Raw genomic sequence first — 13,512 nt, 5'->3', positions numbered from 1 at the left:
GCCGACGACGCTGAGGTCAGCGCTCGGACTGCTGTTCGGCGACCGGATCGGTCATGCCGACGACGATGTCGGGGACGACCCGACCTTCCTGAAGACGGTAGTTCGCGCCGACGATCGCCAGGACGTTGTCCGCGACGGCCGAGCTGATGATCTCGGAGCGGGCGAGCAGCTCGGCGACCGTGTCGCGCAGGTGCTCGCGGCCGACCTCCATCGGGTCCGCCGTGCCCGGCTCGACCGCTTCGCCCTCGGCCGTGCCGCTCACGCGGTGCACGGCGGGGACGATCGGGGCGATGAGGTTGGCGATGTGCGGGGGGAGGGGCTCGGCGTCCGGCGCCTGCGAGGCGATCGCCGACGCGACCGCACCGCACGAGTCGTGGCCGAGCACGAGGATCAGCGGCACCTTCAGCACGGCGACTGCGTACTCGAGCGACCCGATGACGGACTCGGAGGCGACCTGACCGGCGTTGCGCACGACGAACGCGTCACCGAGTCCCATGTCGAAGATGATCTCGGCCGCGAGGCGGGAATCGGCGCAGCCGAAGATCGCGGCGACGGGAGCCTGACCGCCCGCGACCGACTCGCGGCGCTCGGCGTCCTGGCGGGGGTGCTGCGGGGCGCCGGAGATGAAGCGCTCGTTTCCTGCCAGCATCGCGTTCCAGATGCGTCCGGGGCGGGTGGTGGGCATCTATTCGCCTTTCAATGCGGTGATCTGACCGGCGAGCGACGAGGCCACCGTGCGGAACTCGGCGTCGTCGGCGGTGCCGACGACGACGATGGAGCTGTGACCGGCGTTCGTGGTGAGCGCATACTCCACGTTGCCCGCGTCGGTCGCGGACTTCCGGTTGTCGTAGACGTCCCAGCGGACGCCGTCGATGTCGCGCGTGCCCGCGATGCGGGACTTCGACACCTGATCGGCCACCCAGCTGTCGTTGGCGTTGAAGCCCTGCGTGATGCCGATGTACTCGCCCTTGGGGGTCAGGAGGCCGATGTACCAGGAGTCCACGCCGTCCGCCGTCTTGGTGCGCAGCTCGGCGCTGTTCGACTTCCAGTCCGAGGGGAGCTTCGGCACCAGCAGCGGGTCGGCCTGACTGCCCTGCGCCTCCTGTGCGACGGAGGCGTAGTCGACCGGCGGCTGCGTGGCGGTGGGATTGCCGCGCGGCACGACCAGCACGATCACGACGACCAGGGCGACCGTCGCGATCAGCGAATAGACGAGGTTGTTGATCGTCTGGCGGTTGCGGTGGTTGGCAGAGTTCTGCGCCTTACGGGCGGCCGTCTCTTCGGGGGTCTCGGGACGGCCGAGCTCGGCAACGACCGCCGGCGGCTTCTCGCGGGGGCTCATTCGCTGTCAGCGGCTCCCGCTGCGGCGGGCGCTCCGGCCCGGGCCGCATCCAGTCGGGCCTTCGCGCCGATCAGCCACTCCTCGCAGTGCCGGGCCAGGGCCTCCCCGCGCTCCCAGAGCGCGATCGACTCCTCGAGGGTCGCCGACCCCTGCTCGAGCTCGGTCACGATACGCACCAGCTCGTCGCGGGCCTCCTCGTAGCTGAGCGCGCTGAGGGGGTCCGCGCCGGGGGTCGACCCCGCGGCCGGGGTCGTTTCTGTGGTCGGCATGGCATCCATTCTATTTGCCCGGCCGAGTGCCCGCTGAGTCCGCGCTCGCCGGCTCGGTGCCCGCGCCGGCGGGGGAGGGGACCTCGTCGCCCGCGGTGGCGGCGAACGCGCCGCCGGAGACGGTCACGCGCAGGGCGGTGCCCGCCGGTGCCTCGCCGGGCGTCGCCACGACATGACCGGCCGTCGTCTGCACGATCGCGTAGCCGCGATCGAGCGTGGCCTGAGGGGAGAGGGCGCGCAGATGTCCGCGCAGCTCCGCGACACGCGCCGCCTCGCGCTCGACGCCGCGCTCCACCAGCTCGACGCCGCGGGCGACGTAGCGGGTCAGCTCCTGGGCGCGGGAGTCGACGATCCAGGTCGAGGACGCCAGTGCAGGACGCGTGCGCAGGTGGCCGATGCGGTCGATCTCGTGCCCGATGATGTGGGTCAGACGGGCGCCGATGCGGGCACGTGCCTGGTGGACGCGGGAGAGCTCCTCGGCGACGTCGGGCACGACGCGCTTGGCGGCGTCCGTCGGGGTGGACGCGCGCAGGTCGGCCACCTCGTCGAGCAGGGGGCGGTCGGCCTCGTGGCCGATGGCGCTGACGAGCGGGGTGGTCGCGGCCGCGGCGGCGCGCACGAGCATCTCGTCGCTGAAGCCGAGGAGGTTCTGGAAGTCGCCGCCGCCGCGGGCGATGATGATGACCTCCACCTCCGGGTCCGCGTCGAGGGTGCGGATGGCCGCGACGACCTCCGGAACCGTGCGATCGCCCTGGACGGCGGCGTGGACCGTGCGGAAGCGCACCTGGGGCCAGCGCAGCTGAGCGTTGCGGAGCACGTCCTTCTCGGCGTCGGAGTCGCGCCCCGTGATCAGCCCGATCGTGTGCGGGAGGAAGGGGAGCCGCTTCTTGCGCTCCGGGGCGAACAGGCCCTCCGCCGTCAGCTGCTGCCGCAGCCGCTCAAGCCGCTCCAGCAGGTCGCCGAGCCCCACGTGGCGCATGTCGGAGACCTGCATCGTCAGGGTGCCGCCCTTGACCCAGTAGTTGGGCTTGACGGCCACGATGACGCGGTCGCCCTGCTTGAGGTCGGCGGGGATGCGGGCCTTCACCGACGACCAGATCGTGAAGCTGATCGTGGCGTCGCCCTCGAGGTCCTTCAGCTTGCCGTAGACGTTGCCGCCGGAGACGCCCCACTGAGTGATCTCGCCCTCGACCCAGGCGGTGCCCAGCCGGTCGATCCAGCCCTTGATCTTGCCGGCCAGCACCGAGACGGGCCAGGGCTCGTCCAGCGTCGGCGGTCCGGGTGTGAACGCGGGTGCGTTCGTGGTCTCCGTCACCGTCCGGAAGCCTCCCATCCGTTCCTCAGCGCTCTCCCGTACGATCAAGGGGTGAGCGACGCGACTATCAGCCTGCCGATGCCCCGGATCCCGCGGACCCCGGGAGCGCGCGGCCGGCTTCAGGATATCCCGGTCGCCGGGCGCAAACGTGTGCTCCTGGCCGCCCCGCGCGGCTACTGCGCCGGCGTCGACCGTGCCGTGGTCGCCGTCGAGAAGGCGATCGAGCACTACGGTTCGCCGGTGTACGTCCGCAAGCAGATCGTCCACAACGTGCACGTCGTCTCCACCCTCGAGCAGCAGGGCGCGATCTTCGTCGACGAGGTCGACGAGGTGCCGACGGGCGCGCACGTCGTGTTCTCGGCCCACGGCGTCTCGCCGGCCGTCGTCAACGCCGCGTCCGACCGCGGTCTGCACGCGATCGACGCGACCTGCCCGCTGGTCACCAAGGTGCACCGCGAGGCGGTGCGCTTCGCACGCGACGACTTCGAGATCCTCCTGATCGGCCACGAGGGCCACGAGGAGGTCGAGGGCACCGCGGGCGAGGCACCCGACCACGTGACGCTCGTCAACGGTCCGGAGGACGTCGACCGGATCGTCGTCAAGGACCCGGACAAGGTCGTCTGGCTGTCGCAGACCACCCTCTCGGTCGACGAGACGATGGAGACGGTCCGCCGCCTGCGCGAGCGCTTCCCGAACCTCCAGGACCCGCCGAGCGACGACATCTGCTACGCCACCCAGAACCGTCAGGTCGCGATCAAGAAGGTCGCCGAGCAGGCCGAACTCGTCATCGTGGTCGGCTCCGCCAACTCCTCCAACTCGGTGCGCCTCGTCGAGGTCGCCCTCGAGTACGGCGCGAAGGCCGCCTACCGCATCGACTACGCGAGCGAGATCAAGCAGGAGTGGCTCGACGGCGTCGCGAGCATCGGCGTCACCAGCGGCGCATCGGTGCCGGAGGTGCTGGTGCAGGAGGTGCTGGAGGACCTCTCCGGCGCCGGGTACCGCGATGTCGAAGAGGTCAAGACGGCCGAGGAGGACCTGATGTTCTCGCTGCCGAAGGAGCTCCGCAAGGACATCTCGGGCAAGCAGGACGCCCGCGCGATCGGCGGCCGCGGGCGCTGAGGTCGCGCCCCCCGGCCCTTCCCTCTCGCGGAGGCTGGGCGGTGTGCCGAGGCTAGGCGGTGTACGGAGCCTCGACCGGGTCGGAGGCGGGGGCCGGCTCACTCGCGAGGATGGCGTCGGCGTTGCCGGCGATCCACTCCATGAGGGGCAGCAGGTGCGCGGTCAGCTCGTGACCGCGCGCGGTGAGGCTGTAGTCGACGCGCGGCGGGATGGTCGGCTGCGCGGTCCGCAGCACGAAACCGTCCGCCTCGAGCGTGCGCAGGGTCTGCGCGAGCATCTTCTCGCTGATCCCCTGCACGGTTCTGCGCAGTTCGCCCCAGCGCAGATCGCTCTGCGAGAGCGCGACGAGCACGAGCACGCCCCAGGTGCTCGTCACGTGGTTGAGTACGATGCGGGTCGGGCAGGCCGACGGCAGCACGCCGTCGGTGAAGCCGAACCCGTTCAAAGACGCAAAACTGGTGTCCACGTCAGTAACTTACCAAAAAGTGGGTACCTTCGATCGGGAAGTAATGGGCGTTCGCGCCGGTTCCCCTCGATGTCCGCATCGAAAGGAACACCTCCATGACCATCGTCGTCACCGGCGCAACCGGCCACCTCGGCCGCCTCACCGTCGACTCCCTCCTGGCCCGCGGCGTCGCCGCCTCCGACATCCGTGCCGTCGGCCGCTCCGCCGAACGACTGGCCCCGCTCGCCGCGCAGGGCGTCGAGACCGCCGTCATCGACTTCGAGAAGCCGGAGACCCTGACGGCGGCGTTCGCCGGCGCCGACGCCCTGCTGCTCGTCTCGGGCTCGGAGGTCGGCAAGCGCGTGCAGCAGCACCGCAACGCCATCGAGGCCGCGGAGGCCGCCGGCGTGGGGCGCATCGTCTACACGAGCGCTCCCCGGGCGACCGACACCGACCTCATCCTCGCGCCCGAGCACAAGGCGACCGAAGAGCTGCTGGCCGCCTCGTCGCTGCCGGTGACCGTGCTGCGCAACAACTGGTACACCGAGAACTACACCGGGCTGCTCGACCAGGCCGCGGCGACCGGCGAGATCGTCGGCTCCGCCGGTGCGGGACGCGTCGCCAGCGCGTCGCGCAAGGACTACGCCGAGGCCGCCGCGGTCGCACTCATCACGCCCGGCCACGACGGCGCGGTCTACGAGCTGAGCGGCGACATGGCGTGGTCGTTCGACGAGCTCGCCGAGGTCGTCGGCACACTGGTCGGCCGCGAGGTCGCCTACCGCTCGGTCACCCCGGAGGAGCACACGGGCATCCTGACCGGTGCGGGCCTCGCCGAGGGCACGGCCGGCTTCGTGGTCGCACTCGACGGGAACATCCGCGACGGCGCGCTCGGCGACGCCACCACCACGCTCAGCGAGCTCATCGGCCGGCCGACCACGCCTCTCGCGCAGGGCCTCGCCGAGTCGCGGGAGGAGGCGGCGGCCTGACCGTCGCCCCCGGATCGACGGGGACTCAGGGCGTCGCCGGTGCCGTGGGCGCCGGCGACGCCGGCATCACGCCGCTGTAGAAGTCGATGAGCGCCGGATCCGTCGACAGGATGACGGCGAGGAACACGAACAGCGCCACCAGCGCAATGACCCCGGCCGCGAGCGGGATGTAGAACGACATCCTGCGCCGGACGAGCTGCCAGACGGCGAGCCCCGTCGAGACGGCCCACAGACCGGTCATCGTGAGGGTGCCGACGGTGATGAGCGTGCCCACCACCGGCGCGGGCGAGTAGTCGCCGAGCCCCTGGGTGCTGTGCAGCACCTGCATCGACGTGGGGAACGCCTGCAGGATGAGCACCGAGTACGACATCCCGAAGAAGCCGAACGCGATCAGCAGGATCGTGAACGTGAGGTTCCAGCGCGGGGGAGGCGTCGGGCCGGGAACGGCCGTCGGAGGCTCCGACGGATGCGACGACGGGCGGTAGACCGGAGCGGCCGGCTCCGGCGGGCGGACGGCCTCATCGTCGTCGGCCGCCGGGTTGGGACGGGCCGTGTCGAGCCGGTCGACGTCCTCCGGCGGCTTCCACACCCATCCGGGCGGGGCCAGCTCGCCGTACTGCGGCCGCGGCCGCTCGTCCGGCCGGGGGTCTTCGTCGGCCATGCGGGACCGCCTCCTCATGCATGTGCGAAGCGGCGGCCGGCCGAAGCCGACCGCCGCTTCGACGGGCTACTTGCCGGAGTGACCGGCGGAGCCGAGCTGCTGCGTCGCCTCGATCACGCGCGCGGCCATCGCGGTCTCCGCGACCTTGCCCCAGGCGCGCGGGTCGTACAGCTTCTTGTTGCCGACCTCGCCGTCGACCTTCAGGACGCCGTCGTAGTTCGAGAGCATGTAGCCGGCGATCGAGCGGGTGTACGCGTACTGCGTGTCCGTGTCGATGTTCATCTTGATGACGCCGTTGCGGACCGCCTCGGCGATCTCCTCGTCGGTCGAGCCGGAGCCGCCGTGGAAGACCAGGTCGAGCGGCTTCGGGCCGGTGCCGTACTTGGCGGCGAGGCCGTCCTGGATCTCCTTGAGGAGCTCCGGGCGCAGCTTGACGTTGCCCGGCTTGTAGACGCCGTGCACGTTGCCGAAGGTCAGCGCGGCCATGTAGCGGCCGTTCTCGCCGAGACCCAGCGCCTCGACGGCCTTCTCCACGTCGGCGAGGGTCGTGTAGAGGGCCTCGTTGGATCCCTCGTGGCGCACGCCGTCCTCCTCGCCGCCGACGACGCCGATCTCGACCTCGAGGATGGCGTTGATGGCCTTCGTGCGCTTGATCATCTCCTGCGCGATCTGGAGGTTCTCGTCGAGCGGCACGGCCGAGCCGTCCCACATGTGCGACTGGAAGATCGGGTTGCGGCCGGCGCGGACCTCCTCCTCGGAGGCGGCGATCAGCGGGAGCACGAAGTCGTCGAGCGCGTTCTTCGGGCAGTGGTCGGTGTGCAGGGCGACCGTGATCGGGTAGTTCTTGGCGACCTCGGTCGCGAACTTCGCGAACGCGAGCGCGCCCGTCGCGCGGGCCTTCACGGACTGGCCGGCGAAGTAGTCCGCGCCACCGGTGGTGACCTGGATGATGCCGTCGCTGCCGGCCTCGGTGAGGCCCTGCAGCACCGCGTTGATCGTCGACGACGACGACACGTTGAACGCGGGATAGGCGAAGCCGCCGGCCTTCGCTTTGTCGAGCATCTCTGCGTACTGGTCCGGCGTGGCGATGGGCATTGCAGCTCCTTGGGAATGAGGGTGTCGAACGCGTCTCATCATACCGACGCGGCCCCGGCGCCCGACCGGGCCGCCGGGAACGCGCATCCCAGGTGAACGTTCGTGCGCATCCTGCCGCACTGATACACCGCGCGGATACACTGGCAGCGTCGCCGCGGGCGGCCTAGACAACGTCGTTCGATTCCGTCCGGGAGGACCCATCATGACCAGCACCGACACCGCATCCCTGTTCCTGCACCCTGACCGGAACCTGGCCATGGAACTGGTGAGAGCGACGGAGGCGGCGGCGATCCGTGCGACGCCGTGGATCGGCCGGGGCGAGAAGAATCTGGCCGACGGTGCCGCGGTGGATGCGATGCGCAAGTTCCTCGGGACGGTCAACTTCGACGGACTGATCGTGATCGGCGAGGGCGAGAAGGACAACGCGCCCATGCTGTTCAACGGCGAGCACGTCGGCAACGGGCGGGGACCGGCCTGCGACATCGCGGTCGACCCGATCGACGGCACGTCGCTGACGGCCGCCGGCCGGCAGAACGCTCTGTCCGTGATCGCGGTCTCGGATCGCGGCAGCATGCTGGACGCGTCCAGCATCTTCTACATGTCGAAGATCGTGACCGGGCCGGAGGGTGCCGGCGTCGTGGACCTGTCGCAGTCGATCGGGGACAACATCCGGGAGCTGGCGAAAGCCAAGGACAAGCCGGTCGGCGAGATCCGGGTGGCCGTGCTGGACCGGCCGCGTCACGCGGAACTGATCGAGGAGATCCGCGCTGCAGGCGCCGGGACGCGGCTGCTGTTCGACGGCGACGTCGCCGGTGGCATCAACGCGGCCCGCTACGAGTCGCGCATCGACATGTGTGTGGGCGTCGGCGGGAGCCCCGAGGGTGTCATCACCGCCGCGGCCGTCAAGGCGCTCGGCGGGTTCATGCAAGGCAAGCTGGCGCCGAAGGACGACGAGGAGCGGGCCGGCGGCATCGCCGCAGGCCTCGACGTCGACCGCATCTACGGGGCCGACGACCTGGTGCGCGGCGACAACACGTTCTTCGTCGCGACCGGAGTCACCGACGGCGGCCTCGTGGAGGGCGTGCGCCGCAAGGGGCCGATCATCCGCACGGAGTCGATCGTGCTGCGCTCGAAGTCGGGCACGATCCGCCGTGTGATCGCGGACCACCTCGCCGCGAAGTGGCTCGAGCCCGAGCAGCTGTAACGCATTCGTGGCGGAAAGGGGCGAGGGGGCGGACTGGGTCGGCAAATGCGGGCAGTGTGTGGGGGGGGGGTGAGGCCCGGCCACGGGCACCGCGCCCGCGCCGCTGTACCGCATTCGTGCCGATTGCCGACTCTGGCGATGCCTGAGTCGACATTCGGCACGAATGTCTGGGGGCGCGTTACGCCGCGCCCTCGTCCTCGGCGTCGGACTCGGCGGCGTCGGACCCGTGGGCGTGGGCGCGCTCCTGCTCCTCGACCGCGAGCTTGTCGATGCCGTGCATGTCGCGCGGCTCGAGTCCGAGTTCGAGCTCGCTGGTCAGCTCGAAGGCGGTGAGCTCGCGCGGAGACTCCTCGATGCCCTCGATGACGCCGATGACCTTCGACTCGTCGAGGGCTCCGAGCTTGCGTGCGGCGGGGAACACCTGGCGTTCGAACGAGCCGACGAAGCCGTTGTAGTCCTTGACGGTGCGCTCGATCGAGCGGCCGAGCTTCTCGATGTGCGTCGCGGTGGTGGAGAGCCGGCTGTAGAGGGTGCGGCTGAGGTCGAAGAGCTGCTTGGCCTCCTGGGTCAGCACATCCTGCTGCCAGCTGAACGCGACCGTCTTGAGCACGGACCAGAGCGTGACCGGCGAGGCCAGGGCGACGCGCTTGCCGAAGGCGAACTCCATGATCGACGGATCGGCCTCGAGCGCCGACGACACCAGCGACTCGCTCGGGATGAAGGCGATCACCAGCTCGGGCGAGGATTCCAGGCCGGTCCAGTACGCCTTGCTGCCGAGGGCCGTGATGTGGTCGCGGACGGCCTTCACGTGCTGCTTCATGAGCGCCTCGCGCTGGGCGCCTTCGGCACCCGTCGCGGTCGCCGGGATCTGGCTCGCCTCGAGGTAGGCGTTGAAGGGGACCTTCGCGTCCAGCGCGATGTTCTTGCCGCCGGGGAGTCGGACGATCATGTCGGGGCGTCCGGCGCCGGACTCCGAGTGGATGCTCGACTGCACGTCGAAGTCCACGCGCTCCAGCAGGCCCGCGGCCTCCACGACGCTGCGCAGCTGGGTCTCGCCCCACACGCCGCGGGTGCTGTTCGACCGCAGCGCGGACGCGAGGGCCTCGGCCGTGCTACGGAGCCGCTCCTCCGACTCCACCGCCGTGCGGAGCTGCTGCGTGAGCTGGCCGTGCTGCTCGCTGCGCTGCGACTCCAGCTGGACGACCTTGCGCTGCATGTCGGTGAGGCTCTCGCGCACCGGAGCGAGCGCCTGCAGGACCTTGCTCTCGGCGCGCTCGCGCTCGGTCTGCGCCTGCGTCTCGGCGCGGTGACGCTCGACCGTCTCGCGCTGCAGCTCCTGCGCCGTGCGCAGCTGCTCCTCCAGGGCGTCGACGCGCGACTGGGCTCCGGCCAGGTCGGCGCGGATCTCCGCCTGCACGGCCTGTTCCGCGGCACGCAGCTCTGCGAGGGCGGTGGTGTGCCGCGCCTCGATCACCGCGGGGTCGACGACCGGGGCGGCCGGTGCGGAGTTCGCCGCCCGGTCGCGCAGGAGCTTCGCGACGGCGAAGCCGGCACCGACGGCGCCGACGACGAGGCCGAGCAGGAGGCCGAGGAGCAGGGCGAGGATGTCCATGCGGCCAGTGTGACAGGGGGGTCCGACACTGGCGCGATCCCGCGCGGGCATGCGGGCGATGCGGCGGGTGGCGGTCAGGTGCCGGTCGCTGCCGGTCAGGCCGCGGCGACCATCCCGATGCGTCCGACCCGGGCGCCGGTGAGAGCGGAGAGGTCGTCGATGGTGGCCGCTCCGTGGCGCTTCGCCGCGTGGATCACGATGGCGGCGCAGGCTTCGGCGTCGGCCAGCGCGTCGTGGTGCGCGAAGTCCTCGAAGCCGGCGGCCATCGCCGCGATCGGCAGGCGGTACGAGTCGAGGGAGTAGGTGCGGCGGGCGACCTGCAGGCTGCACAGGTAGCGGTACTCCGGGCACGCGACGGCGGTCGCGGCGCACGCCGCCCGGATCACACCCATGTCGAAGCCGGCGTTGTGGGCCACGAGGTGGTCGTCCTCCGCGAACTCGACGAGGTCGGCCAGCTGGTCCACCCAGCCGGCGGCCCCGATGACGTCCTCGGGCTGGATGCCGTGGATGCGCACGTTCCACTCCTGGAAGTGGTCGTGCCCGAACGGCGGCTGGATGAGCCAGCCCACCCGATCGACCACGCGGCCGTCCCGCACCTTCACCAGCCCGACGGAGCAGGCGGATGCCGCGGACGAATTCGCGGTCTCGAAGTCGATGGCGGTGAAGTCCAGTGTCACGTCGTCATGCTCGCACGGCCCGCCGACACCGCCCGGTCACCGGGTGGGCGTGCCGCGGCATCCGGGAGTGGGTCAGTACAGGCGGAGCGAATGGGGGAGGCCCGCCGGCAGACGCGCGTCGACGAATGCGCGGACCTCCGCTTCCGGGGCGTCGAACGTGCGCAGATCCAACGTCGCGATGACGCCGGGGAAACGCACGGCCAGGAGCGCGCCGTTGCGCCGCACGCCGACGGCGGACGACCAGGGGGCCGCGACGTAGCCGCCGGGTCCCTGCGACACCCAGTACCGGTCGGTCAGCCACTCGTGCTCCGCGGCGGTGTCGAAGAGGCGCGCCTGGACCTGCAAGCGACTCCGGACGAACCAGCGCGCGAGGAAGGCGATCCCGACGCAGGCCGCCACCACTAAGACCGCCGCGGACACCTTCACCTCGAGTGACTCGTGCGAGCCGAGTACGCCCAGGAGGGCGGACGCGAGCATCGCGCAGACGATCAGCGGGAAGAGGATCCGGAGCCCGTAAACCGTCCAGAGGACGCTCACCTGCTCCGCGGTCGAAGTCTGGCGGATCCGGCGGAACACGATCGCGTCCGTCGTCGACGCCGTGGTGCCCGTCCCCTGCTCCTGCCCCTGGTCGTCCATTCCGTCGTCCCCCGTCCCCCGATCGTCACGCCGTGGCACGGCGTGCATGCGACGGTAGGGAGCGCCGGCGACGCTCAGGCGAACACCCGCCGAACAAGCGGTTTCCGCCCCCGCGTACGATCGGCGGTATGCGACAGCGCCGTGACCGGGACCTCCTCGCCGCCTCCTTCGATCGTGCTGCGGAGGTGTATGAGGCCTCGCGCCCCGAATACCCGGCGGAGGCTGTCGCCTGGCTGACCGAGGGAACGGCGGGTGCTGCGCTCGATCTGGGAGCGGGGACCGGCAAGCTGACGGCGCTGCTCGTGGCGGCCGGGTTCGCGACGACGGCCGTCGATCCGTCGCCGGAGATGCTGCGGGTGCTGGGCGAGCGGCTTCCCGGGGTCGAGACGCGGTTCGGGACGGGGGAGGACATCCCGCTGCCCGACCACTCGCAGGACCTCGTGGTCGCCGCACAGGCCTGGCACTGGGTCGACCCCGCCCGCGCCGTCCCGGAGGTCGCGCGGGTGCTGCGGCGCGGAGGCCGGCTCGGGCTGCTGTGGAACGACCGGGACGAGCGCGTCGACTGGGTGCGCCGGCTCGGCGAGCTGATCGGGGCGGGGGACGTCTACACGGGCGACGAGGAGGAGCCCGTGGTCGGCGATCCGTTCGGCCCGCTGGAGCGCCATGACGTGCCGTGGACGCAGCGGCTCGACCTCGACGGGCTGCTCGACCTGGTGCGCTCCCGCAGCTACTTCATCACCAAGGATCCGGACGCGCAGGCGGCGGTGATCGCCTCCGTCCGGCGGCTGCACGTCGAGCATCCCCAGCTCGCCGGGGCTGCGACGATCGAGCTGCCTTACGTGACGCGCTGCTATCGGGCGCAGCTCGCGGGCTGAGGGCGTGCGGTCGCCCGCGTAGAATGGACGACCGTGGCTCTCACTATCGGTATCGTCGGACTCCCCAATGTGGGCAAGTCCACCCTGTTCAACGCGCTGACCAAGAACGACGCGCTCGCCGCGAACTATCCGTTCGCGACCATCGAGCCGAACGTCGGCGTGGTGAACCTCCCCGACCCGCGGCTCGACAAGCTCGCCGAGCTGTTCGGGAGCGAGCGCATCCTGGCCGCCCCGGTGTCGTTCCTCGACATCGCCGGCATCGTGAAGGGCGCGAGCGAGGGCGAGGGCCTCGGCAACAAGTTCCTCGCGAACATCCGTGAGGCCGACGCCATCGCGCAGGTCGTCCGCGGCTTCAGCGACCCGGATGTCGTGCACGTCGCCGGCAAGGTCGACGCCGCCAGCGACATGGAGACCATCAACACCGAGCTGATCCTCGCCGACCTCCAGACCCTGGAGAAGGCGGAGGCGCGGTACGAGAAGGAGGTCAAGGGCCGCAAGCTCGAGCCCATCGTGCTCGAGACGGCCCGCGAGGCCGCCGCGTACCTCAACGAGGGCAAGCCGCTCTCGACCTCCAGCATCGACCTCGAGCCCATCAAGGAGCTCGGCCTGCTGACCGCGAAGCCCTTCATCTACGTGTTCAACGTGGACGAGGACGTGCTCACCGACGACTCCCGCCGCGCGGCGCTCGCCGCTCTGGTCGCCCCCGCCCAGGCCGTCTTCCTCGACGCCAAGCTCGAGTCTGAGCTGATCGACCTCGACGCCGCCGACGCCGCCGAACTCCTGGCCTCCACCGGCCAGACCGAGAGCGGCCTCGACCAGCTGGCCCGCATCGGCTTCGACACCCTCGGCCTGCAGACCTACCTCACCGCCGGCCCCAAGGAGTCGCGCGCCTGGACTATCCCCAAGGGCGCCAAGGCCCCCCAGGCGGCCGGCGTCATCCACACCGACTTCGAGAAGGGCTTCATCAAGGCCGAAGTCATCTCCTTCGACGACCTGGTCGAGGCCGGTACCGTCGCTGAAGCGCGATCGCGCGGCAAGGCCCGTATGGAGGGCAAGGACTACGTCATGCAAGACGGGGATGTGGTCGAGTTCCGGTTCAACGTGTAGTCGACGGTCCGCCGCCGCGCAGCTAACGGAGGAGATCCCGGCCGATTCCGGCTCGGATCGCCTCCGTTTCCTGCTTTCGGGCGGCGTGTCGGGGCGGATGTCCTCCGGTGCCTCCGGTCCTTGACCGTCATCGCGTGGGCGTCAAGACGACCGGTGACTCGACCTCATA

15 protein-coding genes are annotated in these 13,512 nt (G+C 70.8%); 5 read left to right on the top strand and 10 right to left on the bottom strand.

Annotated features, from left to right (window positions below):
• Window positions 1-16 precede the first annotated feature (16 nt).
• From ACFVU2_RS20215 to xseA, 4 genes are read right to left on the bottom strand one after another with little or no spacing between them, the layout of a single operon-like run.
• Window positions 17-685 (bottom strand): carbonic anhydrase, encoded by a 669-nt coding sequence (locus ACFVU2_RS20215; RefSeq protein WP_387878292.1) that lies wholly within the window; start codon window positions 683-685, stop codon window positions 17-19.
• A complete protein-coding gene (locus tag ACFVU2_RS20210) occupies window positions 686-1,342 on the bottom strand; it encodes a DUF4245 domain-containing protein (protein WP_387878291.1) in 657 nt (218 codons plus the stop codon).
• Window positions 1,339-1,611 carry an exodeoxyribonuclease VII small subunit gene (locus ACFVU2_RS20205; protein WP_387878289.1) on the bottom strand — a complete coding sequence of 91 codons (273 nt, stop codon included), beginning with the start codon at window positions 1,609-1,611 and terminating at the stop codon, window positions 1,339-1,341. Before ACFVU2_RS20205 ends, ACFVU2_RS20210 begins: the two co-directional genes overlap by 4 nt.
• Before the next feature lie 10 nt (window positions 1,612-1,621).
• The gene (gene xseA, locus ACFVU2_RS20200; protein WP_387878286.1) at window positions 1,622-2,944 is read right to left on the bottom strand and encodes an exodeoxyribonuclease VII large subunit; all 1,323 of its coding nucleotides are present in this window, start codon (window positions 2,942-2,944) and stop codon (window positions 1,622-1,624) included.
• A 60-nt stretch (window positions 2,945-3,004) separates the two neighbouring features.
• Here xseA and ACFVU2_RS20195 point away from each other — a divergent pair, with 60 nt between their 5' ends.
• The gene (locus ACFVU2_RS20195) at window positions 3,005-4,045 is read left to right on the top strand and encodes a 4-hydroxy-3-methylbut-2-enyl diphosphate reductase (protein ID WP_387878611.1); all 1,041 of its coding nucleotides are present in this window, start codon (window positions 3,005-3,007) and stop codon (window positions 4,043-4,045) included.
• 52 nt (window positions 4,046-4,097) lie between these two features.
• Here ACFVU2_RS20195 and ACFVU2_RS20190 read toward each other — a convergent pair whose 3' ends face one another.
• A complete protein-coding gene (locus ACFVU2_RS20190) occupies window positions 4,098-4,511 on the bottom strand; it encodes a winged helix-turn-helix transcriptional regulator (RefSeq protein ID WP_387878284.1) in 414 nt (137 codons plus the stop codon).
• Window positions 4,512-4,606: 95 nt separating this feature from the next.
• Between ACFVU2_RS20190 and ACFVU2_RS20185 the strand changes: the two genes are divergently transcribed.
• Window positions 4,607-5,476: an SDR family oxidoreductase gene (locus tag ACFVU2_RS20185; RefSeq protein WP_387878282.1), complete on the top strand. Its 870-nt coding sequence runs from the start codon at window positions 4,607-4,609 to the stop codon at window positions 5,474-5,476.
• 25 nt (window positions 5,477-5,501) lie between these two features.
• On the opposite strand, the gene ACFVU2_RS20180 is transcribed toward ACFVU2_RS20185, so the two are convergent.
• Together ACFVU2_RS20180 and fbaA are read right to left on the bottom strand one after the other, a co-directional pair.
• Window positions 5,502-6,137, bottom strand: a complete 636-nt coding sequence (locus ACFVU2_RS20180; RefSeq protein WP_387878279.1) for a DUF6264 family protein — start codon at window positions 6,135-6,137, stop codon at window positions 5,502-5,504.
• A 66-nt stretch (window positions 6,138-6,203) separates the two neighbouring features.
• On the bottom strand, window positions 6,204-7,232 hold the full coding sequence (fbaA, locus tag ACFVU2_RS20175) for a class II fructose-bisphosphate aldolase (RefSeq protein ID WP_387878277.1): 1,029 nt from the start codon (window positions 7,230-7,232) through the stop codon (window positions 6,204-6,206).
• A 202-nt stretch (window positions 7,233-7,434) separates the two neighbouring features.
• Between fbaA and glpX the strand changes: the two genes are divergently transcribed.
• Window positions 7,435-8,436 carry a class II fructose-bisphosphatase gene (gene glpX / locus ACFVU2_RS20170; RefSeq protein WP_387878275.1) on the top strand — a complete coding sequence of 334 codons (1,002 nt, stop codon included), beginning with the start codon at window positions 7,435-7,437 and terminating at the stop codon, window positions 8,434-8,436.
• 178 nt (window positions 8,437-8,614) lie between these two features.
• Here glpX and rmuC read toward each other — a convergent pair whose 3' ends face one another.
• From rmuC to ACFVU2_RS20155, 3 genes are all read right to left on the bottom strand, one after another.
• On the bottom strand, window positions 8,615-10,048 hold the full coding sequence (rmuC, locus tag ACFVU2_RS20165) for a DNA recombination protein RmuC (protein WP_387878273.1): 1,434 nt from the start codon (window positions 10,046-10,048) through the stop codon (window positions 8,615-8,617).
• 95 nt (window positions 10,049-10,143) lie between these two features.
• Window positions 10,144-10,725, bottom strand: coding sequence for an exonuclease domain-containing protein (locus ACFVU2_RS20160; RefSeq protein WP_387878270.1), 582 nt, complete (start codon window positions 10,723-10,725; stop codon window positions 10,144-10,146).
• Between the two features lie 72 nt (window positions 10,726-10,797).
• Window positions 10,798-11,400 carry a hypothetical protein gene (locus ACFVU2_RS20155; protein ID WP_387878267.1) on the bottom strand — a complete coding sequence of 201 codons (603 nt, stop codon included), beginning with the start codon at window positions 11,398-11,400 and terminating at the stop codon, window positions 10,798-10,800.
• 89 nt (window positions 11,401-11,489) lie between these two features.
• Here ACFVU2_RS20155 and ACFVU2_RS20150 point away from each other — a divergent pair, with 89 nt between their 5' ends.
• Both ACFVU2_RS20150 and ychF read left to right on the top strand, forming a co-directional pair.
• On the top strand, window positions 11,490-12,236 hold the full coding sequence (locus ACFVU2_RS20150; protein ID WP_387878266.1) for a class I SAM-dependent methyltransferase: 747 nt from the start codon (window positions 11,490-11,492) through the stop codon (window positions 12,234-12,236).
• Between the two features lie 33 nt (window positions 12,237-12,269).
• The gene (gene ychF / locus ACFVU2_RS20145) at window positions 12,270-13,343 is read left to right on the top strand and encodes a redox-regulated ATPase YchF (RefSeq protein WP_387878263.1); all 1,074 of its coding nucleotides are present in this window, start codon (window positions 12,270-12,272) and stop codon (window positions 13,341-13,343) included.
• The last annotated feature ends 169 nt before the right edge of the window (window positions 13,344-13,512 follow it).

The organism is Leifsonia sp. NPDC058194 (assembly GCF_042883605.1).
Taxonomy (GTDB): Bacteria; Actinomycetota; Actinomycetes; order Actinomycetales; family Microbacteriaceae; genus Leifsonia.
Note: the sequence above shows the minus strand (reverse complement) of the source record. Positions and strands in the feature narration are given on the sequence as shown.